The sequence below is a fragment of the Paraburkholderia kirstenboschensis genome (assembly GCF_904848585.1).
In the GTDB taxonomy this organism is placed as follows: domain Bacteria; phylum Pseudomonadota; class Gammaproteobacteria; order Burkholderiales; family Burkholderiaceae; genus Paraburkholderia; species Paraburkholderia kirstenboschensis.
Map to the genome: position 1 here is coordinate 108,730 of NZ_CAJHCR010000004.1, position 26,481 is coordinate 135,210.

The 26,481-nt window shown below is 63.1% G+C and carries 21 protein-coding genes; 5 read left to right on the forward strand and 16 right to left on the reverse strand.

The annotated features are described in order from the left end of the window. The first annotated feature begins 207 nt into the window (after positions 1-207). Both JMY24_RS13295 and murU read left to right on the forward strand, forming a co-directional pair. Positions 208-1,329 (forward strand): aminoglycoside phosphotransferase family protein, encoded by a 1,122-nt coding sequence (locus JMY24_RS13295; protein ID WP_128594261.1) that lies wholly within the window; start codon positions 208-210, stop codon positions 1,327-1,329. A 9-nt stretch (positions 1,330-1,338) separates the two neighbouring features. Continuing rightward, positions 1,339-2,046: an N-acetylmuramate alpha-1-phosphate uridylyltransferase MurU gene (murU, locus tag JMY24_RS13300; protein ID WP_193424953.1), complete on the forward strand. Its 708-nt coding sequence runs from the start codon at positions 1,339-1,341 to the stop codon at positions 2,044-2,046. Positions 2,047-2,104: 58 nt separating this feature from the next. On the opposite strand, the gene JMY24_RS13305 is transcribed toward murU, so the two are convergent. Beyond that, positions 2,105-3,994 carry an ABCB family ABC transporter ATP-binding protein/permease gene (locus JMY24_RS13305; protein WP_128594259.1) on the reverse strand — a complete coding sequence of 630 codons (1,890 nt, stop codon included), beginning with the start codon at positions 3,992-3,994 and terminating at the stop codon, positions 2,105-2,107. 312 nt (positions 3,995-4,306) lie between these two features. Between JMY24_RS13305 and JMY24_RS13310 the strand changes: the two genes are divergently transcribed. Continuing rightward, entirely contained in the window at positions 4,307-4,702 is a 396-nt protein-coding gene (locus JMY24_RS13310) for an acyl-CoA thioesterase (protein WP_128594258.1), read from the forward strand. A gap of 81 nt (positions 4,703-4,783) precedes the next feature. Here the strand turns inward: JMY24_RS13310 and JMY24_RS13315 are convergent, their stop codons facing one another. After that, positions 4,784-5,704: a LysR substrate-binding domain-containing protein gene (locus tag JMY24_RS13315; RefSeq protein WP_201702211.1), complete on the reverse strand. Its 921-nt coding sequence runs from the start codon at positions 5,702-5,704 to the stop codon at positions 4,784-4,786. A gap of 159 nt (positions 5,705-5,863) precedes the next feature. On the opposite strand from JMY24_RS13315, the gene JMY24_RS13320 reads away from it, so the two are divergent. Continuing rightward, a complete protein-coding gene (locus JMY24_RS13320; protein ID WP_128594257.1) occupies positions 5,864-6,478 on the forward strand; it encodes a glutathione S-transferase in 615 nt (204 codons plus the stop codon). A 113-nt stretch (positions 6,479-6,591) separates the two neighbouring features. Here JMY24_RS13320 and JMY24_RS13325 read toward each other — a convergent pair whose 3' ends face one another. Then, the gene (locus JMY24_RS13325; protein WP_201702212.1) at positions 6,592-9,702 is read right to left on the reverse strand and encodes a sensor domain-containing protein; all 3,111 of its coding nucleotides are present in this window, start codon (positions 9,700-9,702) and stop codon (positions 6,592-6,594) included. Positions 9,703-9,929: 227 nt separating this feature from the next. Further along, positions 9,930-10,406: a nitrate reductase associated protein gene (locus JMY24_RS13330; RefSeq protein WP_128589186.1), complete on the reverse strand. Its 477-nt coding sequence runs from the start codon at positions 10,404-10,406 to the stop codon at positions 9,930-9,932. A 122-nt stretch (positions 10,407-10,528) separates the two neighbouring features. Here JMY24_RS13330 and fdhD point away from each other — a divergent pair, with 122 nt between their 5' ends. Beyond that, positions 10,529-11,368, forward strand: a complete 840-nt coding sequence (fdhD, locus tag JMY24_RS13335) for a formate dehydrogenase accessory sulfurtransferase FdhD (RefSeq protein ID WP_128589184.1) — start codon at positions 10,529-10,531, stop codon at positions 11,366-11,368. Between the two features lie 50 nt (positions 11,369-11,418). Here fdhD and JMY24_RS13340 read toward each other — a convergent pair whose 3' ends face one another. From JMY24_RS13340 to ubiB, 12 genes are all read right to left on the reverse strand, one after another. After that, positions 11,419-12,189 (reverse strand): enoyl-CoA hydratase, encoded by a 771-nt coding sequence (locus JMY24_RS13340; RefSeq protein WP_201702214.1) that lies wholly within the window; start codon positions 12,187-12,189, stop codon positions 11,419-11,421. A gap of 132 nt (positions 12,190-12,321) precedes the next feature. Then, a complete protein-coding gene (locus JMY24_RS13345) occupies positions 12,322-13,521 on the reverse strand; it encodes an acetyl-CoA C-acyltransferase (protein WP_128594256.1) in 1,200 nt (399 codons plus the stop codon). 76 nt (positions 13,522-13,597) lie between these two features. Then, positions 13,598-16,033, reverse strand: coding sequence for a 3-hydroxyacyl-CoA dehydrogenase/enoyl-CoA hydratase family protein (locus tag JMY24_RS13350; protein ID WP_128594255.1), 2,436 nt, complete (start codon positions 16,031-16,033; stop codon positions 13,598-13,600). 115 nt (positions 16,034-16,148) lie between these two features. After that, positions 16,149-17,936, reverse strand: a complete 1,788-nt coding sequence (locus tag JMY24_RS13355; protein WP_128594254.1) for an acyl-CoA dehydrogenase C-terminal domain-containing protein — start codon at positions 17,934-17,936, stop codon at positions 16,149-16,151. Between the two features lie 129 nt (positions 17,937-18,065). Further along, positions 18,066-18,665 (reverse strand): TetR/AcrR family transcriptional regulator, encoded by a 600-nt coding sequence (locus JMY24_RS13360; protein WP_128589175.1) that lies wholly within the window; start codon positions 18,663-18,665, stop codon positions 18,066-18,068. A 411-nt stretch (positions 18,666-19,076) separates the two neighbouring features. Continuing rightward, positions 19,077-20,336, reverse strand: a complete 1,260-nt coding sequence (clsB, locus tag JMY24_RS13365) for a cardiolipin synthase ClsB (RefSeq protein ID WP_201702216.1) — start codon at positions 20,334-20,336, stop codon at positions 19,077-19,079. Next, positions 20,333-20,818 carry a dihydroneopterin triphosphate diphosphatase gene (gene nudB, locus JMY24_RS13370; RefSeq protein ID WP_128594251.1) on the reverse strand — a complete coding sequence of 162 codons (486 nt, stop codon included), beginning with the start codon at positions 20,816-20,818 and terminating at the stop codon, positions 20,333-20,335. The genes clsB and nudB overlap by 4 nt, the downstream gene beginning before the upstream one ends. Before the next feature lie 209 nt (positions 20,819-21,027). Continuing rightward, positions 21,028-22,827 (reverse strand): aspartate--tRNA ligase, encoded by a 1,800-nt coding sequence (gene aspS / locus JMY24_RS13375; protein ID WP_128591681.1) that lies wholly within the window; start codon positions 22,825-22,827, stop codon positions 21,028-21,030. 76 nt (positions 22,828-22,903) lie between these two features. Next, positions 22,904-23,557, reverse strand: a complete 654-nt coding sequence (locus JMY24_RS13380) for a DUF502 domain-containing protein (protein WP_020069630.1) — start codon at positions 23,555-23,557, stop codon at positions 22,904-22,906. Between the two features lie 72 nt (positions 23,558-23,629). Then, positions 23,630-24,019: an FmdB family zinc ribbon protein gene (locus tag JMY24_RS13385; RefSeq protein WP_201702218.1), complete on the reverse strand. Its 390-nt coding sequence runs from the start codon at positions 24,017-24,019 to the stop codon at positions 23,630-23,632. 232 nt (positions 24,020-24,251) lie between these two features. Further along, positions 24,252-24,875 (reverse strand): methyltransferase domain-containing protein, encoded by a 624-nt coding sequence (locus JMY24_RS13390; protein ID WP_201702220.1) that lies wholly within the window; start codon positions 24,873-24,875, stop codon positions 24,252-24,254. Positions 24,876-24,894: 19 nt separating this feature from the next. Next, complete coding sequence (gene ubiB / locus JMY24_RS13395) at positions 24,895-26,472, reverse strand: ubiquinone biosynthesis regulatory protein kinase UbiB (RefSeq protein ID WP_201702228.1); 1,578 nt, start codon at positions 26,470-26,472, stop codon at positions 24,895-24,897. Positions 26,473-26,481 lie beyond the last annotated feature (9 nt).

Sequence of the window (26,481 nt, forward strand, 5' to 3'; positions counted from 1 at the left end):
ATCGGCCCGTCCGTCAGCTTCTGCAGTCACGATCCACCGCCTGCACACCACGACCGTGACAGTCGGCTGCACATCAATATTTACAATCTTCGAACGGTGAGGCGGGCGGTAAAGCGGAATACGCGAAAGCTGGCGTGAGTCGCGTCAAAAAAGTCGTGGGGTATTATATGGCAAGACGTTGCCCCCCTGAATTTGCCGCCGGTTTTCATGACGCTGCCCCCTTCCCAAGACTTCACACACCACCCCGCCGACCGCCGCCTCGAACTGCTCGAGGCCTGGCTGCAAGGCCATGCAACGCGCTATGCGCTCGACATAAGCACGCTCGCGCCGGCCTCGTCCGACGCCAGTTTTCGCCGCTATTTCCGGCTCGCCGGTAAGGCGGCGGAAGGCGAAAGCGCCGCTACGCTGATCGCCGTCGACGCCCCTCCGCCTGAAAAGTGCCGCGAATTCGTGCAGATCGCGCAGTTGCTCGTCGACGCCGGCGTGCACGTGCCGCGCGTGCTGGAGGTCGACTTCGACGCCGGGTTCATGCTCGTCACCGATCTGGGCACCGCGTCGTACCTCGGCGCGCTCACCGCCGCGCAAAACGGCAACGACCCGCGCCGCGCCCGCACGCTGATGCGCGACGCACTCGACGCGCTGATCCGCTGGCAGCTCACGTCGCGCGAAGACGTGCTGCCGCCGTTCGACGAAGCCTTCCTGCGCCGCGAGATGGAGCTAATGCCCGAGTGGTTCATCGGCCGGCACCTTGGTCGCGAGGTCGACGACAAGACCCGCGGCCTGCTCGACCGCACGTTCGCATTGCTGATAGCGAGCGCGCGGGCGCAGCCGCAAGCGTTCATGCTGCGCGATTTCATGCCGCGCAATCTGATGGTCTGCGCCGCGCCGAACGCGGCGAGCGAAGCGAGCGAATCGAGCCCCAAGGCTAACCCCGGCGTGCTCGACTTCCAGGACGCGGTGTATGGCCCGATTACCTACGACGTCGCGTCGTTGCTGCGCGACGCGTTCCTCAGTTGGGACGAGGAGTTCGAGCTCGATTGCTTCGTGTACTACTGGGAGCGCGCAAAGAAAGCCGGCCTGCCCGTCGATCCCGATTTCGGCGAGTTCTACCGCCAGATCGAGTGGATGGGACTGCAACGGCATATCAAGGTGCTGGGTCTTTTCTGCCGCATCAATTACCGCGACAGCAAACCGCACTACATGAAGGATCTGCCGCGCTTCATCGGCTATGCGCGCAAGGTGGCCGAGCGTTATGCGCCGCTGCGTCCGTTCGCGAAGCTGCTCGACGATCTCGAAGGCCGCGCGAACGAAGTCGGCTACACGTTCTGATCCATCACAATGTCCCTGAAGAAAGCGATGATTTTCGCCGCGGGTCGCGGCGAGCGCATGCGTCCGTTGACCGACGCGTGCCCCAAGCCTTTGCTCGAAGTAGGCGGCAAGCCGCTGATCGTGTGGCAGATCGAGCGGCTCGCTCGCGCGGGCTTCGAGACGATTGTCATCAATCACGCGTGGCTCGGCGAGCAGATCGAAGCCGTGCTCGGCGACGGTTCGCGCTGGCAAGTGCAGTTGCGTTATTCGCCCGAGCATGAAGCACTCGAGACGGCGGGCGGCATTGTCAACGCGCTGCCGCTTATCGAAGATAACGGCGTGAGCGAGGTGTTCCTTGCCGTAAGCGGCGACGTGTACGCGGATTTCGATTACCGCGCCTTGAATGCGCGTGCGCAGGCAATGAAGTCGCTGGCGGAGCCGGGCATACATCTGGTGATGGTGCCGAATCCGGCGTTTCATCCGAACGGAGACTTTGCGCTCACGGGCGGCGTGTTGTCGCTCGACGCCGAGCCGCGTTTCACGTTCGGCAATATCGGGCTCTATGACACGCGCATGTTCCGCGATCTGCCGCGCGGTACACGGCGCGCGCTCACGCCGTACTATCGCGAGACGATTGCACGCGGTCTCGCGACTGGCGAGCTATACGAAGGCTTGTGGGAAAACGTCGGGACACCGGCGCAGCTTCAGGCGCTCGATCAGCGGCTGGTCGAGCGCTGAGCGACGCCGCGCCAGGGCACGCCCCAAGCGCGGCGCCATACGCGCGCCGTCAGCCGCGTCACGGCTCGCCATTCCCCGCGCCCACAATCTCCGCCGACTCCGGTGCCTCGGCCGCGCGTTGCTGCTGCAACGCCCACATCTGAGCGAAGAGGCCATTCGCGCGCAGCAGTTCGGCGTGCGTGCCGCGCTCGACGATGCGCCCCTTGTCCATCACGATGATCTGCTGTGCGTGCACCACCGTCGAAAGCCTGTGCGCGATGATCAGCGTCGTGCGTTCGCGTGCGATCTGATCGAGCTCGTGCTGGATGGCGCGCTCGGAACGCGAGTCGAGCGCCGACGTGGCTTCGTCGAACAACAGGATCGGCGGGTTCTTCAGGATGGTCCGCGCAATCGCGACACGCTGCTTCTCGCCGCCCGAGAGCTTCAGCCCACGCTCGCCGACGGGCGTGTCATATCCTTTCGGCAGTCCTTCGATGAACTCGTGAATGTGCGCGGCGCGCGCCGCCGCGATCACTTCGTCGCGCGTCGCGGACGGCCGTCCATAAGCGATGTTGTAATAGATCGAATCGTTGAATAGCACCGTGTCCTGTGGCACGATGCCGATCGAAGCACGCAGCGAAGCCTGCGCCACGTCACGAATGTCCTGACCGTCGATGGTGATCGCGCCGCCCGTCGCGCGCTCCAGGTCGTAGAAGCGGAACATGAGCCGCGCGAGCGTCGACTTGCCCGAGCCGCTATGGCCTACCACCGCCGTCGTGGTGCCGGCCGGAATCGTAAAGCTCACGTCGTGCAGAATCTGGCGCGCCGGTTCGTAGGAGAAGTTCACACGGTCAAAGCGCACCTGCGCGCCGCTCACTTGCAACGCGGGCGCGTCGGGCAGATCCGGCACTTCCTGCGCGGCCCCGAGTAGCGTGAACATGCGGTCCATGTCCGTGAGACTTTGCTTCAGTTCCCGATACACCACGCCAAGAAAATTCAGCGGAATATAAAGCTGCAGCATGAACGTGTTGATCAGCACGAGATCGCCGAGCGTGAGGCGACCGGCCATCACGCCTTCGGTCGCGCGCCACAGAATGAACACGAGCCCCGTGCCGATAATCGCCTGCTGTCCAAAATTCAGCGCCGACAGCGAACGCTGCGACTTGATGGCCGCCGTGCGATAGCGCTTCAGATTTTCGTCGTAGCGGCTCGCTTCCCACTCTTCATTGCCGAAGTATTTGACGGTCTCATAGTTGAGCAGCGAATCGATTGCGCGAGAGTTCGCCTTCGAATCGAGCTCGTTCATCGTGCGGCGAAAATGCGTGCGCCACTCAGTCACTTTCACCGTGAAGACGATATACACCGCGAGAGCCACGAACGTGACCACCGCGTAATAGGCTTCGTATTTGACGACGAAAAACCCGAGCACCAGCCCGACTTCAACGAGCGTCGGCAGAATGCTGTACAGCGAATAGGAAATGAGCTGCGTGATGCCGCGCGTACCGCGTTCGATGTCGCGCGACATGCCGCCGGTTTGCCGGTCCAGGTGAAAGCGCAGCGACAAGCCATGCAGATGCCGGAACACCTTGAGCGCGAGCTGCCGCACGGCGCTTTCGGTGACTTTCGAAAACAGGATCTCGCGTAATTCGGTGAAGAGCGACGTGGAAAGCCGGACCACCGCATACGCAACCACCAGCAAGCCGACGCCGCCGAGCAGTACGATGCCCGGAGAATCGTGCGCGCGGCCGAGCGCGGTCAGATGCTGCGCCGACGCGAGGTTGTCGACAATCCGCTTCATCACGATCGGCACGCCAAGGTTGGCGATCTTCGCGCCGATCAGGCAACTGAGCGCGAAGATCACGCGCCACTTGTAGGTCGCGAGATAAGGCAGCAGCGACAGGATCGTCTGCCAGTCGTTGCGCGGTTGGGTGGAGATGGGCGAGGGTTCTGACGGAAGCGAGCGGCGCATGGATTCGGCTGGGGGAGGAGGTGGAAATGCCGGAGTTCGCAGCGGTACGCCGGCCACCGTGTGCATGTGGGCACGCTGTCTGGTCGCGCAACCTCGCTGGGCGCTTTCCCGTACAATTCCTGATCTTCCTATTGTCGCAGAAGCCGGCTGGCGCCGCTTTTCGTGGGCTATCCGACCGTCGGTCGAAGGTTGACCGCCCGGCCCTGCCGTCCGGCGATGTCCGCGGCTCGCATGGAGCCGTTGCCGTCTAGTCCCGCCTGCTGGCCCAGCCGCCAGAGCCGAACAACCCAACACGCGCTTCCAGGGTACCCAATGACCGATATTCTCCAACTCCCGCAAAAGCCTTGCGCACTGCGCGTCATGCCGCAACCGTCGGACGCGAACGTGCACGGCGACGTGTTCGGCGGCTGGATCATGGCGCAAGTGGACATTGCCGGTTCGATCCCGGCGAGCCGCCGCGCGAATGGCCGGGTCGCAACCATCGCGGTCAACTCGTTCGTGTTCAAGCAGCCGGTGTTCGTCGGCGATCTGCTGAGCTTTTACGCGGACATCGTCAAAACGGGCAATACGTCGGTCACCGTTTCCGTCGAGGTCTACGCGCAACGTATGAGCCTCGCCGAAGATCTCGTGAAGGTAACCGAGGCAATCCTCACCTACGTCGCTACCGATAGCGACCGCCGTCCGCGCGCGCTGCCCGTACTTGAATGAACCCGACTGGGTTCACTGAGTCACTGCATTCCGGCGCTCAGTAGCGCGTATATCGCGCGGATCACGAACCGCCGCCAGCCGCTACTGAGACGCTAGCGCCCCGTCGGCGCGCAGATACGCGTCGACCTGTGCTTCTATCCACTGCGCGAAATGTGCCTGCTGCGCAGTGAGCGTTTCGCGTTGCTGCCACACGAGCCAGTACGGGTAACGATAAGGCACGCGAATCGACGTGATCTGCACCAGATCGCCTCGGCCAAGCGCATGCGAGACGAGACTGCGCCGTTCCAGCGCGACACCTTGGCCCAGCAACACCGCGCTGATCACCACGTTCGAATCGTTCGCGGACAACACCACGCGCGCGGCAACCGGTTGCGCGACTTTCGCCGCTTCGCACCAGTCGCCCCACGGTGCGTCGGGGCTCGAAATCAGCGGGCACGCGACTACATCTTCGGCGGTGACGGGAAAGCGGCCATTCGGCGCGAGCGCGAAATGCGGCGCCGCGACCACGAGCATTTCATCGTCGAACATTTTTTGCTGCGCGACGTCGGGCCAATGGCCCTGCCCCATGCGAATGCCGATATCGCTCACGCCGTGGCGCAGGTCTTCCAGTTGCAAACCGGTGGCGAGACGCACGCGATAGTACGGATGCGCTTCACGAAAGCTCTGCAGCCGCGGCACGAGCCAATGCTGCGCGAACGACGGCAACGTCGCGATCACCAGTTCGCTGTCGTGCGGACGAGCCTGCGCGCGGCGCGTGGCCTGTGTGATGTCACGCAGCGCCGCGCGTATTTCGAGTGCGTAGAGGCGGCCCTCCTCGGTGGGCCGCAACCCGCGCGCCTCGCGCACGAAAAGCGCGACACCCATCGCATCTTCGAGCACCTTGATCTGCTGACTCACCGCCGAGTGCGTGACATGCAGCTCGCGCGCGGCCTGGGTGACGCCGCCGAGCCGGGCGACGGCCTCGAAGCAGCGCAGAGCGGTCAAAGGCGGGATCGGTTTCATGTAAGGGATTCTGACGTAAACCGTCGATTAATTTCGCTTTTTCTGCCGTACGGAGATGCTTAATCTATTGCCCTGAAGCGCGCCACACTTCACCGGCGGCCAGATGCACGGCCGCCGCGAATGCCGGCGCATCGCGATAGAACTTCTAACGGGAGCAACATGAAACTGATCGGAATGCTGGACTCGCCTTACGTGCGCCGGGTGGCTATCTGCATGAAGATGCTGAAGCTGGACTTTGAACACGCGCCCATCTCCGTGTTCAGTACCTACGACCGGTTCGCGGCCATCAACCCGGTCGTGAAGGCGCCGACGCTCGTCGCCGACAACGGCAAGACGGTGATGGACTCGACGGTGATCCTTCAATACCTCGCGTCGCTCGCCGGTCCTAGGCAGCGGCTATTTCCGTCGCATCCGGACGACTGCCTGCGCGCCGCGCGCCTGACGGGCCTCTCGCTCGCCGCGTGCGACAAGACGGTGCAGATCGTCTACGAACGCAATCTGCGGCCGGTGGACAAGCAGCATGAACCGTGGATGGAGCGAGTGCGCAAACAGATGCTCGCCGCGTATGCAGAACTCGAACAGGAAGCCGCGGCGGCGCCGTTGCCGACCGAAGCGGAGCGCTTCGGCGCGGCGGAAGTGACGCTCGCGGTCGCATGGAACTTCACACAGACGATGCTGCCGCAGATCGTGAGCGCCAGCGCGCATCCGCATTTGCAAGCATTTTCGGCGGCAGCCGAGCAGTTGCCGGTTTTCGTGAGCACGCCGGCGGTGTGAGATCGGCGGCGCTAACGCAGGCGTCGGTGCATCACGCACGGTGCATGCGGGCGTGCATCGCGTGCGCATCGCAACCGATTCAGCGGCAGCGAACGACCGCGCCGCCGCCGCATTCAAACCATCGCGAGTTCGCGCGCTGCGCCGCCTTGCATCAACTCGTAAATTGCATCGGTGGACAACGGCTTCGCGAAGTAGAAGCCTTGCATCTCGTCGCAAGCACGCTCCTTCAGGAAGTCGAGTTGCGCCGATGTTTCCACGCCTTCGGCTATCACCTGCAACTTCAGCGAATGGGCGAGCGCGATGATGGCCGAGGTAATGGTCTCGTCGTCGCCGGATATGCCGATATCGGACACGAACGAGCGGTCGATCTTCAGCCGGTCCACTGGAAAACGCTTCAGGTAGCTGAGGCTCGAATAACCCGTGCCGAAGTCGTCGATGGCAAGGCCAATGCCGAGCGCGTGAAGCTCGTTGAGCATGGACACCGCTTCTTCGGCGTTGCGCATGATCGCGCTTTCGGTCAGTTCCAGTTCGAGGTATTGCGGCGCGAGGCCGGTCTCGTCGAGCACCTGCATGACGAGTTTCGCAATATCGCGCTGCTGGAACACACGCGCCGACAGGTTGACCGACACACGGGCCGGCGGCAAGCCGAGGTCTTGCCAGGCTTTGTTTTGACGGCACGCCTCGCGCAGCACCCACTCGGACAGCGGCCCGATCAGACCGCTTTCCTCGGCAACCGGAATGAACGACGACGGCGGCACGAGCCCCACTTCAGGGTCGCGCCAACGTATCAACGCCTCGGTGCCGACGATCTGTCCGCTGTCGATATCGACTTGCGGCTGATAGTGCAGCAGGAATTCGTTGTCGCGCAGCGCGCGGCGCAAGCGCCGCTCGAGATTCAAACGCGCGCCCGCGCTCGCGTTCATCTCCGGCTGATAGAACTGGAACGTGTTGCGGCCCATGTCCTTCGCGCGATACATCGCGAGGTCGGCCTTTTTCATCAGCGTTTCGGCGTCGTCGCCGTCTTGCGGGAAAAGACTCGCGCCCATGCTGCACCCAACGTACAGCTCAGTGCCGTCGAGCCAGACCGGCTCCGAAATCGAAGCGCGCACGCGCTCCATCCACGCAATCAGCGATTGTTCGTCGACGGTGTCCGTCATCACGATCACGAACTCGTCGCCGCCGTGACGCGCGACGGTGTCGCTCGTGCGAGTGCAGCGCGCGAGCCGCTCGGCCACGACGCCGAGTAGCCGGTCGCCGACGCTGTGGCCCAGGCTGTCGTTGACGTTCTTGAAACCGTCGAGGTCCATGAACACCACAGCCACGCCCTTATGCTGCCGCTGCGCGACGATCAGCGCATGCTGCAGACGGTCGCGCAGCAGATTGCGGTTGGGCAGGCGCGTGAGGCTGTCGTAGTTGGCCTGATATTCGAGCTGTTCCTGATAGCGCATCAGGTCGGTGACGTCGTTGATCACGCCGATGTGATGTGTAATCACACCTTCCGCGTTCGGCACGGGCGCAATGAACAACTGATTCCAGAACAGCGCGCCGTCCTTGCGATAGTTGCGCACCACTGCGCTCACTTCGCGATTCGCGGCGAGCGCCTTGCGGATCGACGCAACGCCTTCCTGCTCGCGATCGTCGCGTTGCAGGACGCGGCAATCGTGGCCGATCACCTCGGCGGGATCGTAGCCAGTGATGCGCATGAACGCCGGATTCACGTATTCGATCAGATTGCCCGCAGGCGACGGCGCCGTGATCAGAATCGCGTTGACGCTCGCATCGAGCGCGCGGCTTTGCAGACGCAACGCGAGGTCGGCGCGCTTGCGCTCCGTGATGTCCGTGTATGAGCCGAGCACGCCGATCACGCGGCCTTCGCCGTCGGTGAACGGCAGCTTGCTCGTTACGGTCGTGCGATGCACGCCGTCGATCACCATGTCGACCTCGAAGTTCATCTTCGGCACGCCGGTGTCGATCACTTCCTTGTCGTGCGCGTTCAGCAGCTCGGCGAAGGCGCGCCACGGCATGTCCGCGTCGCTCTTGCCTACCACCTGCTCGGGATACGAGAGGCCGCCGTCACGCGCGAACGCCATGTTGCAGCCCAGGTAGCGCGACTCCAGATCCTTCCAGAAAATGCGCTGCGGAATGTTGTCGATCACCGCTTCGAGCATCTGGTTCGAACGCTGCGCCTCGGCTTCGGCATTGATCTGTTCGGTGACGTCGTCGGCGAGAACGAAAAACGCGGCGCGTCCCATGAAGTTCAGCGCGTGATACGAAATGTCCGCGCTGATGGTCGAGCCGTCCTTGCGCCGGTGATGCCAGATGCCCGCCATCGTGCGGCCGTGCTGCACGCTGTCGGCGCGCTGCAGGTGCGACTCGAGGCGCGCGATCTCCACATTCGGCCGGATCGCGCGAATCGTCATGTCGAGAAACTCGGCTTCCGAATAGCCGTACTGTTGGATCGCCGCGGAATTGACGGCGAGAAAGCGCAGCGTCTCGCGGTCGAAGATATACATGGGCACCGGATGATCGTCGAACAGGCTGCGAAAACGCTCGTCGTTGCGGCCAAGCGCCCGCACGCTGTGCAGCTTCTTGCGCGCACTGCTTTCGCGGACGCCGAAAGTGAAGATGAGGAGCGCACTGCCCGCGACCATGGTCACGACCAACATGAACATGGTGTGCCTGGCCCGTTTCGACGAAGCCGCGAGCGACGCTTCGAACGCGCGGTTTTCGGCGTCGCGCAGCGCGGCGAGGCCCGCTTCGACACGTTGCAGCCCAAGCCCGACGTGCATATACGAAGCCGCCGCCCACGCGCTTGAAGCGGCCGGCTCGGCGGCATCGCGCACCAGCAGCGCATCGTCGATGTCGCGTTGCAGCGCGCGGCTGTCGGCGCCGACCTGCGCGAGCGTGGCGAGCATGGCCGGCTCGTCGGTAAGCTCGTCGCGCAACTGGCGCTGGAGACTGGCGAGTGTGGTGCTCATCGTCATCGCCGCATTTCCCGGCGACGGTTCAGCGGACGCTTCGAAGCGGGCGAGCGCGGCGAGGCCGCCGTCGAGCGCCGTCTGATAGGCGTCGAGACTCTGGCGAACATGCGTCGAATGCAGCATGCGGGCGTCGGCGTCACGCTGGCCGCCGATCTGCAAATACGCGACGAACACGTTTGCGCCGAGCGCGGCGGCTACGACCGCGATGTTGATCAGCAGCCGCTTCGAGATGAAATGAGTCATGGGTTCCGAACGTCGATCGTTCTTCAGGCGGGAGCGCGAGGCCGCTTCCGATGCGTCCGGCCGCATCGATGCGAGTCTTTTACGCGCCAACCCATGGATAACGGCAGCGTTCGGAACAGGTTGAGGGTTGGGAGTGAAAAAAATTTCGGTGGTGGTGCTGGGTGGTGGCGTCTGGCTTGCTGCACCTGGCCCGTCGCACCTGGCCGCCCGCGCCTGGCCGGCCGCACCTAGCCGGCCATTCCGAATTCCTTCATCGCCGGGATGAAGTCGTGATTGATCTCCTGCTTGCGCGAAAGCTTGGCCAGCACGTAGCGCTTGAACGGATCGAGCTCCGCCCACAGCGCGGCACTCGGCGCCGCCAGGCCTGCCTGTTTCGCCTGACGCACGACGCTCTCAGGCACGCCGTCCGTGTTGCGCCAGGCTGGCGCCTCGTCGGGCGTGAACCACTCCGGCTCGACGTTCGCGTGAGTGCGCAGCATTTCGAACAGCGCGTGATCGAAGTTCGGCTCGATCTCCGCGTCGTCCTCGACGGGGAAACGTGCGAGCAGCTTGCGGTCTTCGAGCGGCAGCATTTGCCACTGCGCGAGCGAAATGCGCAGGCCGAAACGATCGAGATTGAAGCGAACCGACATCGGGATGTAGGTGAAATTCTCTGACGACTCCACCTCGAAGTTGAACAGCAGCGGTGCCTCGTTGAGTCCCATGACAGTGTTCCTCATTGTTGACGGGCAACGCACAAGCCCGGCTTGAGGTATTTTAGAACCTTATTCGCACACCGGCGGCGCAGTCCCGTACGGTGCGCGCAGCATAAATGGAGTGAATCAGCTTGAACGAACTGGAAACAGCCGGCCAGCCAGGCGCGGTGGAGCGTCAGGTGCATCGCCATCGCGGTGCGGCGGTCGAAACGGTCACCGACCACGTCGGTCAGGAGTGGCCGGTCGCGCTCGTCTTCAACGGCATTTCGCATGCGGTGATGATGTGCACGCCGCGCGACCTCGAAGCCTTCGCGGTGGGCTTCGCGATCTCGGAAGGGATCGTCGGGCGCGGCAGCGACATTCAGGACATCGAGGTCGAATTACATGACGACGGCGAATTGCCGCACGCCGAAGTGCAATTGCAGGTCGTGCAGCAGGCGTTCGTCGCGCTGAAGGAAAAGCGCCGTGCGCTGGCCGGCCGCACCGGCTGTGGCGTTTGCGGCATCGAAAGCATCGACTTGCTCGATCTGAAACCCGAACGCGTGCCCGACACCGGCTTTCTGCAGCGGCTCGCACCGGACGCGATTGCGCGCGCCGCTCGCGAATTGCCGCAGCATCAGGCGCTCACCCGCCTCACGGGCGGTTTGCACGCCGCCGCATGGTGCGACGCGGCGGGCGCGATACGCTATGCGTTCGAAGACGTCGGCCGCCACAATGCGCTCGACAAACTGATCGGCCAACTCGTGCTCGATCGCGTGGATACCAAAGAGGGCTTCGTGTTCCTGTCGAGCCGCGCGAGTTACGAGCTCGTGCGCAAAGCCGCGCGGGTCGACGTGCCAATGGTCGCGACGATCTCGGCGCCTTCGTCGCTAGCGATTGCCATTGCCCGCAAGGCAGGCGTGCGGCTCGTCAGCTTCTGCCGCGAAACCAGCTACGTCGATTACGACACGGCGCAGCCGGCACAAAGCTGAGCGGCCTCCAGTCCGCAACCGCTGCGGCGCCGCTCAGTCGAATTGCCGGTTCAGTCGAATTGCCGGAAGTCCGGCTTGCGCTTTTCGAAGAATGCCTTGAACGCCTCGCGCGCTTCGGGCGCGATCAGCATCTTGCCGAAGTGCACGGCTTCTTCCGACATCTGCGTTTGCAGCTCCTGCTGGCTCGCGCGCTTCATCAGGCTCTTCGTCACCCGCAATGACGACGCCGGCAGCGCGGCCAGCTTCGCGGCTTGCGACGCCGCGAACGCATCGACTTCCGCGGCCGGCAGTACGCGGTTCACGAAGCCCATGCGCTGTGCCTCGGCGACGTCGAACGCCTCGCCGAGCAGCAGTTTTTCCGCTGCCGCCTGATAGCCGGCCACGCGCGCCAGCAGCAGGCTCGACGCCGCTTCCGGGCACAACCCGAGTTGCGCGAACGGCAGCGAGAAGCTCGCGGAGTCGGCGGCGTAGACGAGATCGCAATGCAGCAGCAGCGTCGTGCCGATGCCCACCGCCGGCCCCGCCACCGACGCGACCACCGGCTTCTCGGCCGAACTGATGGCTCGCAGGAACTGGAACACCGGCGCGTTTTCGCCCATCGGCGGCGACTTCATGAAGTCTTCGAGGTCGTTGCCGGCGCTGAATATGTTCGCGCTGCCGCGAATCAGAATTGCGCGCACCGACGCGTCGCCTTGCGCCTGCACCAGCGTGTCGGCCATTGTTTGGTACATCGCGGCCGTGATCGCGTTCTTCTTGTCCGGCCGGTTGAAGGCAATTGTCAGCACGCCGTTTGCGCGCTCGACCAGAATATCCGTCGTCATTTCGTCTCCTCGACTGCTGCGGAAACTGCTGGAAAACTGCTGCTTGGAATGCGAAAACGGTTCGCAAGCGGCAAGCCTGCGAACCGTTCTGCGCGCCTTAACGGCTTGCCGCGAACACCGGCGCGGACTGTGTCACAGCCGCTCGATAATGCCGGCTGCGCCCATGCCCGTGCCCACGCACATCGTCACCATGCCGTACTTGTAGTTGCGGCGGCGCAGGCCGTGCACGACCGTGGACGCACGAATCGCGCCCGTCGCGCCGAGTGGATGACCCAGTGCGATCGCGCCGCCGAGCGGGTTGATCTTCGACGGATCGAGACCGAGGTCCTGGATCACCGCGAGCGATTGCGCGGCGAACGCTTCGTTCAACTCGATCCAGTCGATGTCGTCCTGCTTAAGACCCGCAGCCTTCAGTGCGGCCGGAATCGCTTCCTTCGGCCCGATGCCCATGATTTCCGGCGGCACGCCGCGTACCGCAAAGCTCACGAAACGCGCGAGCGGCGTCAGGTTGAATTGCTTCAGGATCTTTTCCGACACGACAATCAACGCGCCCGCGCCGTCCGACGTCTGCGAGCTGTTGCCCGCCGTCACCGAACCTTTATTCGCGAACACGGTGCGCAGCTTCGCGAGACCTTCGAGCGAGGTGTCCGCACGCGGGCCCTCGTCGAGCGAGACTTCACGCGTATTGACGCGCACTTCGCCGGTGGCCAGATCGGGGAAGCGCTCGGTGATCGTGTAAGCGGCGATCTCGTCGTTGAACTCACCGGCTTGCTGCGCGGCAATGGCGCGGCGATGCGATTCGACCGAGAACGCATCTTGCGCTTCGCGGCTGATCTTCCAGCGCTCGGCGACCTTCTCCGCGGTCAGGCCCATGCCGTATGCGATGCCGACGTCTTCGTTGCGATCGAAGATATGCGGCGACAGCGACGGCTTGTTGCCCATCATGGGCACCATGCTCATGGATTCACAGCCACCCGCGATCATCGCGTCCGATTCGCCCACGCGAATGCGGTCCGCAGCCATAGCCAGCGCGGTCAGGCCCGACGCGCAGAAGCGGTTGACCGTGACGCCGCCGACCGAATTGGGCAAACCGGCCAGCAATGCGCCCATCCGCGCGACGTTCAGCCCCTGTTCCGCTTCGGGAATCGCGCAGCCGACGATGGCGTCTTCGATCACCTTGGTGTCGAGCCCAGGCACCTGCGCGACGGCCGATCTGATCGCGTGAACCAGCAGTTCGTCAGGGCGCGTGTTCCTGAACATGCCGCGCGGCGCCTTGCCAATCGGCGTACGGCTCGCGGCGACGATGTATGCGTCTTGCAATTGCTTTGTCATTTGAAGCTCCGATGTGGGCGGCGGTGACGCTTTCGCGCTTACTCCCGCCCCATGCAAATGTATTTGCGCTAGTCGCTCAATTCCGCACCGGCTTGCCGGTCTGCAGCATGCCCATGATCCGTTCCTGCGTCTTCTGCGTGCCGAGCAGATCCACGAACGCGCGACGCTCCAGTTGCAGCAGCCATTCTTCGTCGACGAAACTGCCTGCTTCCACGTCGCCGCCGCACACGGCTTCCGCGATACGGCTTGCGATCAGGAAATCGTGCTCGCTGATGAACCGCCCGTCGCGCATGTTGACGAGCGAAGCCTTGATCGTCGAGATCGCCGAACGTCCGCCGACAGGCACCTGCGTGACGCGCAGCGGCGGACGGTAACCCGCGCCGGCCAGCGCGCGCGCTTCTTTCTTCGCGACGTCGAGCAGTTCGAACACGTTGAAGACGATCGTGTCGGACGGCTTCAGATAACCCATCGCGCGAGCATCGAGCGCGGACGCGGAGACCTTCGCCATCGCCGCGTTTTCGAACGACTTCTGCACGAACTTGAGCAAGTCGTTGGTCGCGCCGACTTGCGTCGCGGCTTCAGCCGCGCGCAGCGCCGCTTCCTTCAAGCCGCCGCCCGCCGGCACCAGACCCACGCCGACTTCCACCAGACCGATATAGCTTTCGATGTGCGCCACCCGCTTCGCGCTATGCAGCAGCAGTTCGCAGCCGCCGCCAAGCGCAATGCCCGACACCGCGGAAACGACCGGCACGCTCGCATACTTCACGCGCAGCATGCCTTGCTGGAATTTCTTCACGAACGGCTCGATGCCCTTCGCGCCGCCCATCATGAACGCGGGCATCGCCTCTTCGAGGTTGGCGCCCGCGGAGAACGGGCCGCCCGGCGTGCCGAGCTTCAGCGATGTCGGCTGCCATACGACGAGACCTTTGTACTCTTTCTCAGCGAGTTCGATTGCCTGCGTGAGACCGTCGATCACCGACGGTCCGATCGTGTTCATCTTGCTCTTGAACGACACGATCAGCACGTCATTCTCGCCGGCGCGGTCGTCGACCCATGCGCGAACGGCGTCGGTTTCAAACAGCGTCTTGCCGTAGGTCTTGGGGTCCGCAGCCGTTTCGCCGACGAGCGGCGCGCGGAACACCTGCCGGTCATACACACCGAGCGATGAGCGCGGCACGAAAGTCTTCGAAGCGGGCGACCACGACCCTTCGTTCGTATGCACGCCGCCCTTCCCGGCGACCGGGCCGTCGAGCACCCACGACGGCAGCGGCACGTTAGAAAGCGCCTTGCCCGCCGCGATATCTTCCTGCACCCATTCGGCGACCTGCTTCCAGCCCGCCGTCTGCCAGCCTTCGAACGGACCTTCGTTCCAGCCAAAGCCCCAGCGGATTGCCAGATCGACGTCGCGCGCGTTATCGGCGATCGATTCCAGATGCACGCCGATGTAGTGGAACACGTCGCGGAAAATCGACCACAGGAACTGAGCCTGCGGATGCTGCGATTCGCGCAGCAGTTTGAGGCGCTCGGCCGGCGGGCGCTTCAGGATGCGTCCGACCAGCTCGTCCGCCTTCGCGCCGCCCTCCACGTACTCGCCGGTTTTCGGGTCGAGCACCTTGATCGCCTTGCCTTCCTTCCTGTAGAAGCCGCCGCCGGTCTTCTGACCGAGTGCGCCCTTCTTCACGAGCTCGGCGAGCACGGCCGGCGTTTCGTAGACGGGGAAGAACGGATCGTCCTTCAGGTTGTCCTGCATTGTCTTGATGACGTGCGCCATCGTGTCGAGACCGACCACATCGGCGGTACGGAACGTGGCCGACTTCGCACGGCCGAGACGCGAGCCGGTCAGATCGTCGACTTCGTCGAAACGCAGGCCGAATTTCGCAGCTTCGGTAATGACGGCGAGAATCGAGAAAATGCCGACGCGATTCGCGATGAAGTTCGGCGTGTCTTTCGCGCGCACGACGCCCTTGCCGACCACGCTCGTCAGGAACGTTTCCAGTTGATCGAGAATTTCCGGGCGCGTCGTCGCGGTCGGAATCAGTTCGACGAGATGCATATAGCGCGGCGGATTGAAAAAGTGCACACCGCAAAAGCGCGCCTTCAACTCGTCCGCGAAACCTTGCGAGAGTTCGGTGATCGACAGGCCCGACGTGTTGGTCGCGAAAATCGCGTTCGGCGCGATATGCGGCGACACCTTCTTGTACAGGTCGTGCTTCCAGTCCATGCGCTCGGCGATTGCTTCGATTACGAGGTCGCATTCGGCGAGCTTTTCGATGTCGTCGTCGTAATTCGCGGGCTGGATGTATTGCGCGTCGTCTTTCACGCCGAACGGCGCCGGCGACAGCTTCTTCAGATTCTCGATCGCCTTCAGCGCGATTGCGTTCTTCGGGCCTTCCCTGGCGGGCAGGTCGAACAGCAGCACGGGCACCTTGGCGTTGATCAGGTGCGCGGCGATCTGCGCGCCCATCACGCCGGCGCCGAGCACGGCTACCTTGCGAATGATCAGATTGCTCACGTCGTTCCTCCGGGGAGTTATGCGGTGTCGCGAATGTGTCGGCTGGTTCGCGACATGTGTGGCTGGCGAACGCGTCGCGCTGTTCGAACAAGCGCGACGCGTTCCGTGAGATGGCTTAGAACAGCGCTTCTTCGACTTCCATGAGCGGCTTCGAACCTGCGCGCGCCTGACGGATCGTCATGGCGGTTTCAGGCAGCAGCTTCGCGAAATAGAAGCGCGCGGTGGCGAGCTTCGCCTTGTAGAACGGATCGCCCGACGCTTCCTTGTCCAGCGCGATGCGCGCCATGCGCGCCCAGAAGTACGAGAACACGAGATGCCCGACGGTGCGCAAATACGGCACGGCAGCGGCGCCGACTTCGTCCGGGTTCTGCATGGCCTTCATGCCGATTTCCATGGTCAGCTTCTGCACCTTTTCGCCGATGTCGGCGAGCGGGTTGACGAATTCCTGCATCTCCGGTTTGATGCCTTCGGCTTCGACGAACTCCGTCACGAGCTTGCCGAACTTCTTCATCTTCGCGCCCATGTCGCCGAGAATCTTGCGGCCCAGCAGGTCGAGCGCCTGAATCGCGTTGGTGCCTTCGTAGATCATGTTGATACGCGCGTCGCGCACGTACTGCTCCATGCCCCACTCGGCGATGAAGCCGTGGCCGCCGTAAATCTGCATGGCGTGATTCGTGCCTTCGAACGCGTTGTCCGACAGGAACGCTTTCAGGATCGGCGTGAGCAGCGCGACGAGATCGGCGGCTTCCTTGCGCACCGCTTCGTCGGCGTGCGACAGTTCCTTGTCGATGTGCAGCGCTGACCAGTACGAAAACGCGCGAGCGCCTTCGGCATAAGCCTTCTGCGTGAGCAGCATGCGGCGCACGTCGGGGTGCACGATGATCGGATCAGCAGCCTTCTCAGGTGCCTTCGGGCCGGTCAGCGAACGCATCTGCAGACGTTCTTTCGCGTACGTGAGCGAGTTCTGATACGCAACTTCGGTGAGGCCGAGACTTTGCATGCCGACGCCAAGACGCGCGGCGTTCATCATCACGAACATGGCATTCAAGCCCTTGTTCGGCTCACCGACGAGCCAGCCCTTCGCGTTGTCGAGATTGATCACGCAGGTCGCGTTGCCGTGAATGCCCATCTTGTGTTCGATGGAGCCGCACTTCACGCCATTGCGTTCGCCGGGCTCGCCGGCTTCGTTCGGAACGAACTTCGGCACGATGAAAAGCGAAATGCCCTTGGTGCCCTTGGGCGCATCCGGCAGGCGCGCGAGCACGAGGTGAACGATGTTCTCCGCAAGATCGTGTTCACCGCTGGAGATGAAAATCTTTGTGCCGCTGATCGAGTACGAACCGTCGCTGTTCGGCTCGGCCTTGGTGCGCAGAATGCCGAGGTCGGTGCCGCAATGCGGTTCGGTCAGACACATGGTGCCGGTCCACACGCCCGAGACCAGCTTCGGCAGATAGCGCTGCTGCAACTCGGGCGTACCGTGTGCGTGCAGACATTCGTACGCGCCGTGCGACAGGCCGGGGTACATCGTCCACGCCTGATTCGCCGAGTTCAGCATTTCGTACAACGCGTTGTTGACGAACGCGGGCAGCCCCTGGCCGCCGTATTCCGGATCGCAGCCAAGCGCCGGCCAGCCTGCCTCGACATACTGCTGATAGGCTTCCTTGAAGCCTTTCGGCGTGGTGACGACGCCGTCGCCGACGTACGTGCAGCCTTCCTGGTCGCCGCTGTGATTGAGCGGGAACAACACTTCGGAGCAGAACTTGCCGGCCTCTTCGAGCACGGCGTTGATCGTCTCCGCGTCGAGATCCGCGTGCTTCGGCATCTGCTTGATCTCGGCTTCGACGTTAAGCAGTTCGTGCAACACGAATTGCATGTCGCGCAGCGGCGCGGCGTACTGTCCCATGACTCTCTCCAAAGTTTGACAAGAAGCCAGGCCGTTAGCGCGAGTGCGTGGCGCGGATAGTTCTCCCGCTTTTTCTCTCGCTTGTTCGCTTTCTCGCCGCTGAACCTTGTTCAGGTTCCGCGGTTTGCACTAACGGCTTTCGCTCTGATACGAAACAATCAATTTTTCCAGCGCGGCCCACGTGAGACGCACCGCATCCGGCAGATGCAGGAAGCGCGCGTCGTGATGCAGGCCGAGCGTGAAGCTGTACAGTTCGAAGAGCATCAACTGCGGTTCCGTGTCGGCACGCAGATGCCCTTCGTCCACCGCCTGCGAAATCGCGCGAGTAAGCGCCGCGCGCCAGATCGTCACGCTCGACACCAGTTGCTCGCGCACCGGGTTATCCGCGCGGTCGTCGTACTCGACGGCGCCGCTGATGTAGATGCACCCGGTCGTGACTTCCTGAATGCGCTTCTCGATCCAGCGCGAAATCATCGCTCGCAAGCGCGGCAATCCGCGAGGCTCGCGCAGGCTCGGGAAGAACACCTCGTCTTCAAAACGACGGTGATATTCGCGCACCACTTCAACCTGCAAGTCTTCGCGTGAGCCGAAATGCGCAAACACACCGCTTTTGCTCATCTGCATGCGCTCGGCCAGGAGGCCAATCGTCAGACCTTCAAGTCCGTCGCGGCTTGCGAGATCAAGTGCTGCATCGAGAATTGCGGCGCGCGTCTGTTCGCCTTTTCGCATAGCTTTTACCGTTCTAATGTGACCGAAATGAAAATCGAACGGCCGTACTATTATTGAGTGGCGCCGTCCGCGAAACAAGGACTTTATTAGAAACCGGTTTCTAACCAGGTTTCAATTCTGCGGCATCTGGCAATCGGAGGAAGCTGATTTTTTAGAGGGGTTCGCCTTGAGGCAATTGTTGCTCAAGAGGGACGTCCGTTTCGATGCTGCTTCCGTTGCAGTTTTCGCCGTAAGGCCGGCATGATGCCGTAGAAAGGCCGCCATCAGGAAGGGCCGGGCGCGGGGTCGGCGCTGTGTCGGCATTGCATCGGCATTGCATCGGCGCTGTGTGGGCGCTGTGTCGGCGCTGTGTCGGCGCTGCGTCGGCGATGAGCGCGTGCGCCAGGATCGGTCGGCCATCGACTCCGCCCTTCAATCGTAGCCGCCCACCGTCAGCAGCTTCATCACGGCCCGGTAGGTCGTGTAGGCGAGCCAGTTGAGCAGGCGCTCGCCGGCCGGGCGAGCGTCATAGTGCGCTTCGTCGATGCGCCGTGCCTCCTTGAAGGCGACGAGAATCGCTTCGCGAAGCGCGTCGATCGACGGATCGTTCACCAGCACGACATTGGCTTCGTTATTGAGCATCAGGCTCAGCGCGTCGAGATTCGACGAACCCACGGTCGCCCAGTTCGAGTCGACCACCGCGACCTTGCCGTGCAGCAGGGTTTTCTCGTACTCGGCGATCTGCACCCCTGCTCTAAGCAACGCGCGATAGAGAAACGGCACGGCGTAATCGAGCGCCTTGAACTCCTTGCGCCCGACGATCAGCTTCACCACCACGCCGCGCCGCGCCGCGTACACCAGCGCGCGCCGGAGCTTGCGGCCCGGCATGAAGTAAGGGTTCGCCAGCAGCACCTCGTGGCGAGCCTGCCCGATCGCCGTCAGATACGCCTTTTCGATCGCCCGGCGATTGATCAGGTTGTCGCGCGCGACGAACGCCACGCAGGGCTCGCCGCCCGCCCACAACTCCTCGTTGCGGCGCCGGCGGCGACGTCGGAGGCTGCCGAGCGACGCTGCCGTCTTCGGAGCGAGATCCGGCTCCAATGATTCCAGCGATCGATGCCCGACGCGAATCCGGCGCCACTGCACTTCGAAAGCCTCGCGGATGTCGTTGACCACCGGCCCGTGCAATTCGACCGCGAAATCCCAGCGCCGATAGGGCAGCTTTTCGCCGTCGTTGTCGTAATCGTCGACGATGTTGATGCCGCCGCAGTACCCGAATTGATCGTCGATCACGGCGAGCTTGCGATGCGTGCGCGAAAAGCCGAAGCGCCCGAAGATGTGCGGGTTGTAGATCCGATGCTCGATGCCCGCGCTGACCCACTCTTCGAACATCGGCAGGCGCGCAGTGCCGATGCCGTCGGTAATCACTCGCACGCGCACGCCGCGCGCCGCCGCTCGCAGCAACGCGGCGCTGACCGCCTGGCCGGCGGCGTCGTAGCAGAAGATGTAGGTTTCGAGAACGACGTCGCGCTCGGCGGCATCGACGCGATCGATCAGCGCGCTGAAGTACTCGCCGCCCGAGCGCAGCAGTTTGACGTCGTTGCCGCTCGTGAAGCGGTAGCGCTGCCAATAGCGGCGGCCGAGCAGCGATTGCCGCAGGCGGGCGAAACGGCGTGCGCCGCCGACGCTCATCCGCGACACTCCGAACGCTCGCGCAGCCGCTTGGGCAATTGCAGAATCGCATCCGCATTCGACGAAGAGAAGCAGCGCGACGCCGCCTCTGCATACGGCAGCCAGAGAAACGCGGTGTGTTCGCGCGGCGCTAATGTCACTTCGAGTTGCTCGGGCACTTGTACGCTGAACCAATGCTCGGTGTTGTGGATCACGCCTTCGCCGTAACGATGCAGGAACTGTGGATAGATCTCGTACTCGATCGAGTATTGCCAGTCGAACAAGGCGCTCTCAGGCACCAGTGCGCTGCCGATCACGATGCCCGTCTCTTCGGCCACTTCGCGGATCGCCGTTTCGGCGAGCGGCTCATCGAGCCGGTCCTTGGAACCAGTCACCGATTGCCAGAAACCAGGAATATCGGCGCGTTCGATCAACAGCACGTCGAGCGAGGGCGTATGAATGACGACGAGTACGGACTGCGGGATCTTCGGCGGTTTCGGCATGGCGTGAAAACTGGGCGCAACGCTTGCGCGGTACATGTCGGCGAGTAGTCCAATGAGCGAGCGGAAGCTGTTGCATGGACTGTAACGCAAAAAGCAAAAAAGGCGCGTAATGCGCCTTTCCCGTTTTGCTTTTTCATCAAGCGGATCTTGCTCGACGTTGCCTATGCTAGCCCGCGTTGCCGTTCACAGGCAGCCGCGGGTTGCCTGGATCACGCCTTGGGTTCAGGCGTACGCAAGCGGATGTGCAACTCGCGCAACTGGCGCTCGTCCACTTCGCTCGGCGCTTGCGTGAGCAAGTCTTGCGCGCGCTGCGTCTTGGGGAACGCGATCACGTCGCGGATCGAATCGGCGCCGGCCATCATCGTGACGATGCGGTCCAGACCGAACGCGATGCCGCCGTGCGGAGGCGCGCCGTATTGCAGCGCGTCGAGCAGGAAGCCGAACTTGGCTTGTGCTTCTTCCGCGTTGATCTTCAGCGCGCGGAACACCTTGCTCTGCACTTCTTCACGATGAATACGCACCGAGCCGCCGCCGATTTCCCAGCCGTTCAGCACCATGTCATAAGCCTTTGCGAGGCAGCGCGCCGGGTCCGATTCCAGATACTCGAGGTGCTCGTCTTTCGGGCTCGTGAACGGGTGATGCGCGGCGACGTAGCGGTTGTCTTCCTCGTCGTATTCGAACATCGGGAAGTCGACCACCCACAGCGGCTTCCAGCCGGACTGGACGAGACCGTTTGCCTTGCCGAATTCGGAGTGGCCGATCTTCAGGCGCAGCGCGCCGAGGCTGTCGTTCACCACCTTCGCGCGGTCCGCCGCGAAGAAGATGATGTCGCCGTCTTGCGCGCCGGTGCGCTCGATGATCGCCTTGACCGCTTCGTCGTGCAGGTTCTTGACGATCGGGCTTTGCAGGCCGTCACGGCCCTTCGCCACTTCGTTGACCTTGATCCACGCGAGACCCTTCGCACCGTAGATGCGCACGAATTCCGTGTAGCTGTCGATGTCGCCACGCGAGAGCTCGCCGCCCTTCGGCACGCGGATCGCCGCGACGCGGCCGTCTTTCGTGTTGGCAGGCGTGCTGAACACCTTGAAGTCGACGTCTTTGACCGCGTCGGTCAGGTCGGTGAACTCAAGCTTTACGCGCAGGTCCGGCTTGTCCGAACCGAAGCGGCGCATGGCTTCCGAATACTGCATAACCGGGAATTTCTCATCCAGCTCGACGCCGATGGTTTCCTTGAACACGTGGCGGATCATCGCTTCGAACAGATCGCGAATTTCCTGTTCCGACAGGAACGAGGTTTCGCAGTCGATCTGCGTGAATTCCGGCTGACGGTCGGCGCGCAGGTCTTCGTCGCGGAAGCACTTGACGATCTGGTAGTAGCGATCGAAGTTCGCCACCATCAGAAGCTGCTTGAAGAGCTGCGGCGATTGCGGCAGCGCGAAGAACTGGCCGGGGTTGGTACGCGACGGTACCAGGTAGTCGCGCGCGCCTTCCGGCGTGCTCTTGGTGAGCATCGGCGTTTCGATGTCGACGAAGCCCTGCGCGTCCAGATACTTGCGCACTTCGATCGCGACACGGTAGCGCAGACGCAGATTGTGCTGCATCTGCGGACGGCGCAGGTCCAGCACGCGATGCGTGAGACGCGTGGTTTCCGACAGATTGTCGTCGTCGAGCTGGAACGGCGGCGTGACCGACGCGTTCAGCACGATCAGCTCGTGACACAGCACTTCGATCTTGCCGCTTTTCAGCGCGGCGTTCGTCGTGCCTTCCGGACGGCTGCGCACCACGCCCTTGATTTGCAGACAGAATTCGTTGCGCACGTCTTCGGCGGCCTTGAACATCTCCGCGCGGTCCGGGTCGCAGACGACCTGGACGAGGCCTTCGCGGTCGCGCAGGTCGATGAAGATAACGCCGCCATGGTCGCGGCGGCGGCTTACCCAGCCGCACAGCGAGACGGTTTGGCCCAGCAGTTCTTCGGTCACCAGACCGCAGTATTCAGATCTCATCGACATGATGTTTGACTTTCGTTTTGCATTGGTTGAACGGCGCGCCGCAGCTGAACACTGCGTGAAACATTGCGCGCCGGCATTACAGCGGAGGCTCGACTGTCGTGCGACGCACCGGCGCCGGCGGCGCGGACGGCGCCACCACGCCCATCGAGACGATGTACTTGAGTGCGGCGTCGACGGTCATGTCGAGCTCGATCACTTCGCTCTTCGGCACCATCAGAAAGAAGCCGGACGTTGGGTTCGGTGTAGTCGGCACGTATACGCTGACGTGATCTTCTTTCAGGTGATTGATCACATCGCCGCCCGGGATACCGGTAAGAAACGCGATCGTATAGGAGCCACGGCGCGGATATTCGATCAGAAGCGCCTTGCGAAACGCGTTGCCGCTGCTCGACAGCAGCGTGTCGGACACCTGCTTGACGCTCGTGTAGATCGGTCCGACCACGGGAATGTGCGCGACCACGACTTCCCACCACTTCACGAGCTTCTGCCCAACGAAGTTCTGGGTCAACAGCCCGACGACAAAGATGAACGCCAGTGTCAGCACCGCGCCGAGACCTGGCAGGCGGAAGCCGAACACACGCTCCGGCTGCCATGCGCGCGGCAGCAGCAACAGCGTCTGGTCCATCGTGCCGATGATCAGACCGAGCACCCACAGTGTGATGGCCAAAGGCACCAGCACCAGCAGGCCAGTCAGAAACACCGATTTGAGTGTCGTTTTTTTCGTCGTCATGTATACCGCCAGAAAGCCGCGCCGCGAAAGCGCTGCGCGGCGTGTGCGCCGCCCGCGAGGGCGGCAGTCCCACTAGGCGCTGCCCGAACTGCTTGCGCCCGCGCTAGCCGCCGGCGCCGCAGCAGGGGCGGCCGGCGTGGCGGCTGCGCTGCTGCTCGTGGCCGTGTCGGATTTCTCCGCGCCGTTGCCGGCAGCTGCGGCAGCTGCGGCAGTTGCAGCCGAGCTGCCGTTGGACGCACCGTCGGCGTCCGCCTTCACCGGCGCGCTCGCGCCGCTGTTGCCGCCGCGGAAGTCGGTCACGTACCAGCCGGAGCCCTTCAACTGGAAGCCCGCGGCCGTGACCTGTTTCCTAAAAGTGTCTTTCCCGCATTCGGGACATTGCGTCAACTGGGCGTCGCTCATCTTCTGAAGCACGTCTTTCCCGAAGCCGCATGACTCGCAACGATAAGCGTAGATCGGCATGACCTTTTCCCTACTGAAATCTTGTAAACGCTTGCAAAGCCTTGAATTATAGCCGCAAACGGTAACGCTCCCCGCATTTTGGGGATAAGCGCCCGACGCGGCCGCCGATGCGCCAGATGAGGGCGGCTGCGGGGAAAATCAAGGGCCGCGCCGGCGCCGGAGCGCGTGACGCGTCTCAAACCGTAGCCGCTTTCACTTGTCGTTTTAGCCGTCGATTCCGCTCGCGCCACGATCACGCGCGGCGGCGCCAGGTCAGCCAGCGCTCGCGCCCGGCAAATACGGCGATCGAATCGGTCACGGGTTCGTCTTCGATCAGTTCGAAAAACGGCGTCAGCAGCGCTTCCAGTTCGCCACGTTCGATGCCGAACGGCGGCCCTTTCGGTGTCGTGCCGACAAAAAAGAATCCGGCGAGCAACGCGCCTGCCGGCAACAGCTCCGCCATTCGGCGCGCATAGTCGACCCGCCGTGCGGGCGGCAACGCGCAGAGGAACGCCCGCTCGTAGATCCATGCCGGCCTGAACGGCGGCTCGTAGGTGAAGAAATCGGCTTCTTCCACGAGTTCTGCGTGTTGCTCGCCCAACTGCGCGCGCGCCGCCGCAACCGCTGCCTGCGAGAAATCAATCGCCCTTACCGGGCTGCCGTTCGCCGCCAGCCAAGCGGCTTCATATGCGCTGCCGCAACCCGGAATCAGCACCGCCTCGCTTGCGTGCCTGCTCGCAAACGACTGAAACGCGGACGGCACACCGGCCTGGTCCCACGGCATGAAATGCTGCTCGAACCGCTCGTTCCAGAACGCCGGCGAGTTCGGGTCGCGGTTTTCAAAATCGGGCATCGGGGATTGGGTCGTGTCGCTCATCACGCGCCTCGCAAACTCATTAGCTGCCGTAGGCCAGCGCGAGGACCACCCGCGCAAGCGCCGCGCCGACACCGACCGCCACGCCGAACAGCAGCAAGCCCTGCAGCAGCTGGTTAGTACGCTTCTGTTCGAGCAGAATCTGCCGGATCATGTCGTCGTTCCCGACCCGGCCGTGATTGTGGCGCTCGGCCAGCACATGATGGATCAGCCGAGGCAACTGCGGCAGCGTCTTGCTCCACTGCGGCGCCTCGATCTTGAGCCGCTCGTACCAGCCGCGCAGGCCGATCTGCTCGTTCATCCAGCGCTCGAGATAGGGCTTTGCCGTCTTCCACAGGTCCAGTTCGGGGTCGAGCGAACGGCCGAGCCCTTCCACGTTGAGCATGGTCTTTTGCAACAGCACCAGTTGCGGCTGAATCTCGACGTTGAAGCGGCGCGACGTAGAAAACAGACGCATCAGCACCTGACCGAGCGAGATGTCCTTCAGCGCGCGGTCGAAATACGGCTCGCACACCGCGCGAATGGCGCTTTCGAGTTCTTCGACGCGCGTGGTCGGCGGCACCCAGCCCGATTCCAGATGCAGCGTCGCGACGCGGTGGTAGTCGCGTTTGAAGAACGCGAGGAAATTCTGCGCCAGGTAGTTCTTATCGAAGTCCGACAGCGCCCCGATGATCCCGAAATCGAGCGCGATATAACGCCCGAAGTGCGCCGGATCGAGGCTCACCTGAATGTTGCCCGGGTGCATGTCCGCGTGGAAAAAGCCGTCGCGGAACACCTGGGTGAAGAAGATTTCGACGCCTTCGCGCGCCAGCTTCGGGATATCCACGCCCGCCGCCCGCAATGTATCCACCTGGCTGATCGGCACGCCGACCATGCGCTCCATCACGAGCACGGTTGGCGTGCAGAACTCCCAGTACATTTCCGGCACGAGCAGCAGATCGAGCCCGGCGAAATTACGGCGCAACTGGCTGCCGTTGGCCGCCTCGCGCATCAGATCGAGTTCGTCGTGCAGGTACTTATCGAATTCTGCGACCACCTCGCGCGGCTTCAAACGCTTGCCGTCCGCCCACAAACGCTCGGCCCATACGGCGATGTCGCGCAGCAACGCGAGGTCCGAATCGATAACGGGCAGCATGTTCGGACGCAGCACCTTGACGGCGACGGCCTTGCCGGCATGCTGTCCCGCCTTCACCGTCGCGAAGTGCACCTGCGCGATGGACGCGCTCGCCACAGGCACCCGCTCGAAATCGTCGAACAGCACGTCGACCGGTGCGCCTAGCGACTTCTCGACGAGCCCTATCGCCACTGCGGAATCGAACGGCGGCACCTGATCCTGAAGCTTCGCGAGTTCGTTGGCGATATCGACCGGCAACAGGTCGCGCCGCGTCGACAACACCTGTCCGAACTTGACGAAGATCGGCCCGAGGCTTTCGAGCGCGAGCCGCAAACGCACGCCAGGCGGCGCGTCGAACTTGCGGCCGATCGTGGTGATACGCAGGAGCATGCGCACGCGCCGGTCGTTGACGCGGCCGAGCATCATCTCGTCGAGACCGAAGCGGATAACCGTGAAAAAAATCTTGAGGAAACGCAGAAAACGCATAGTTGAGCC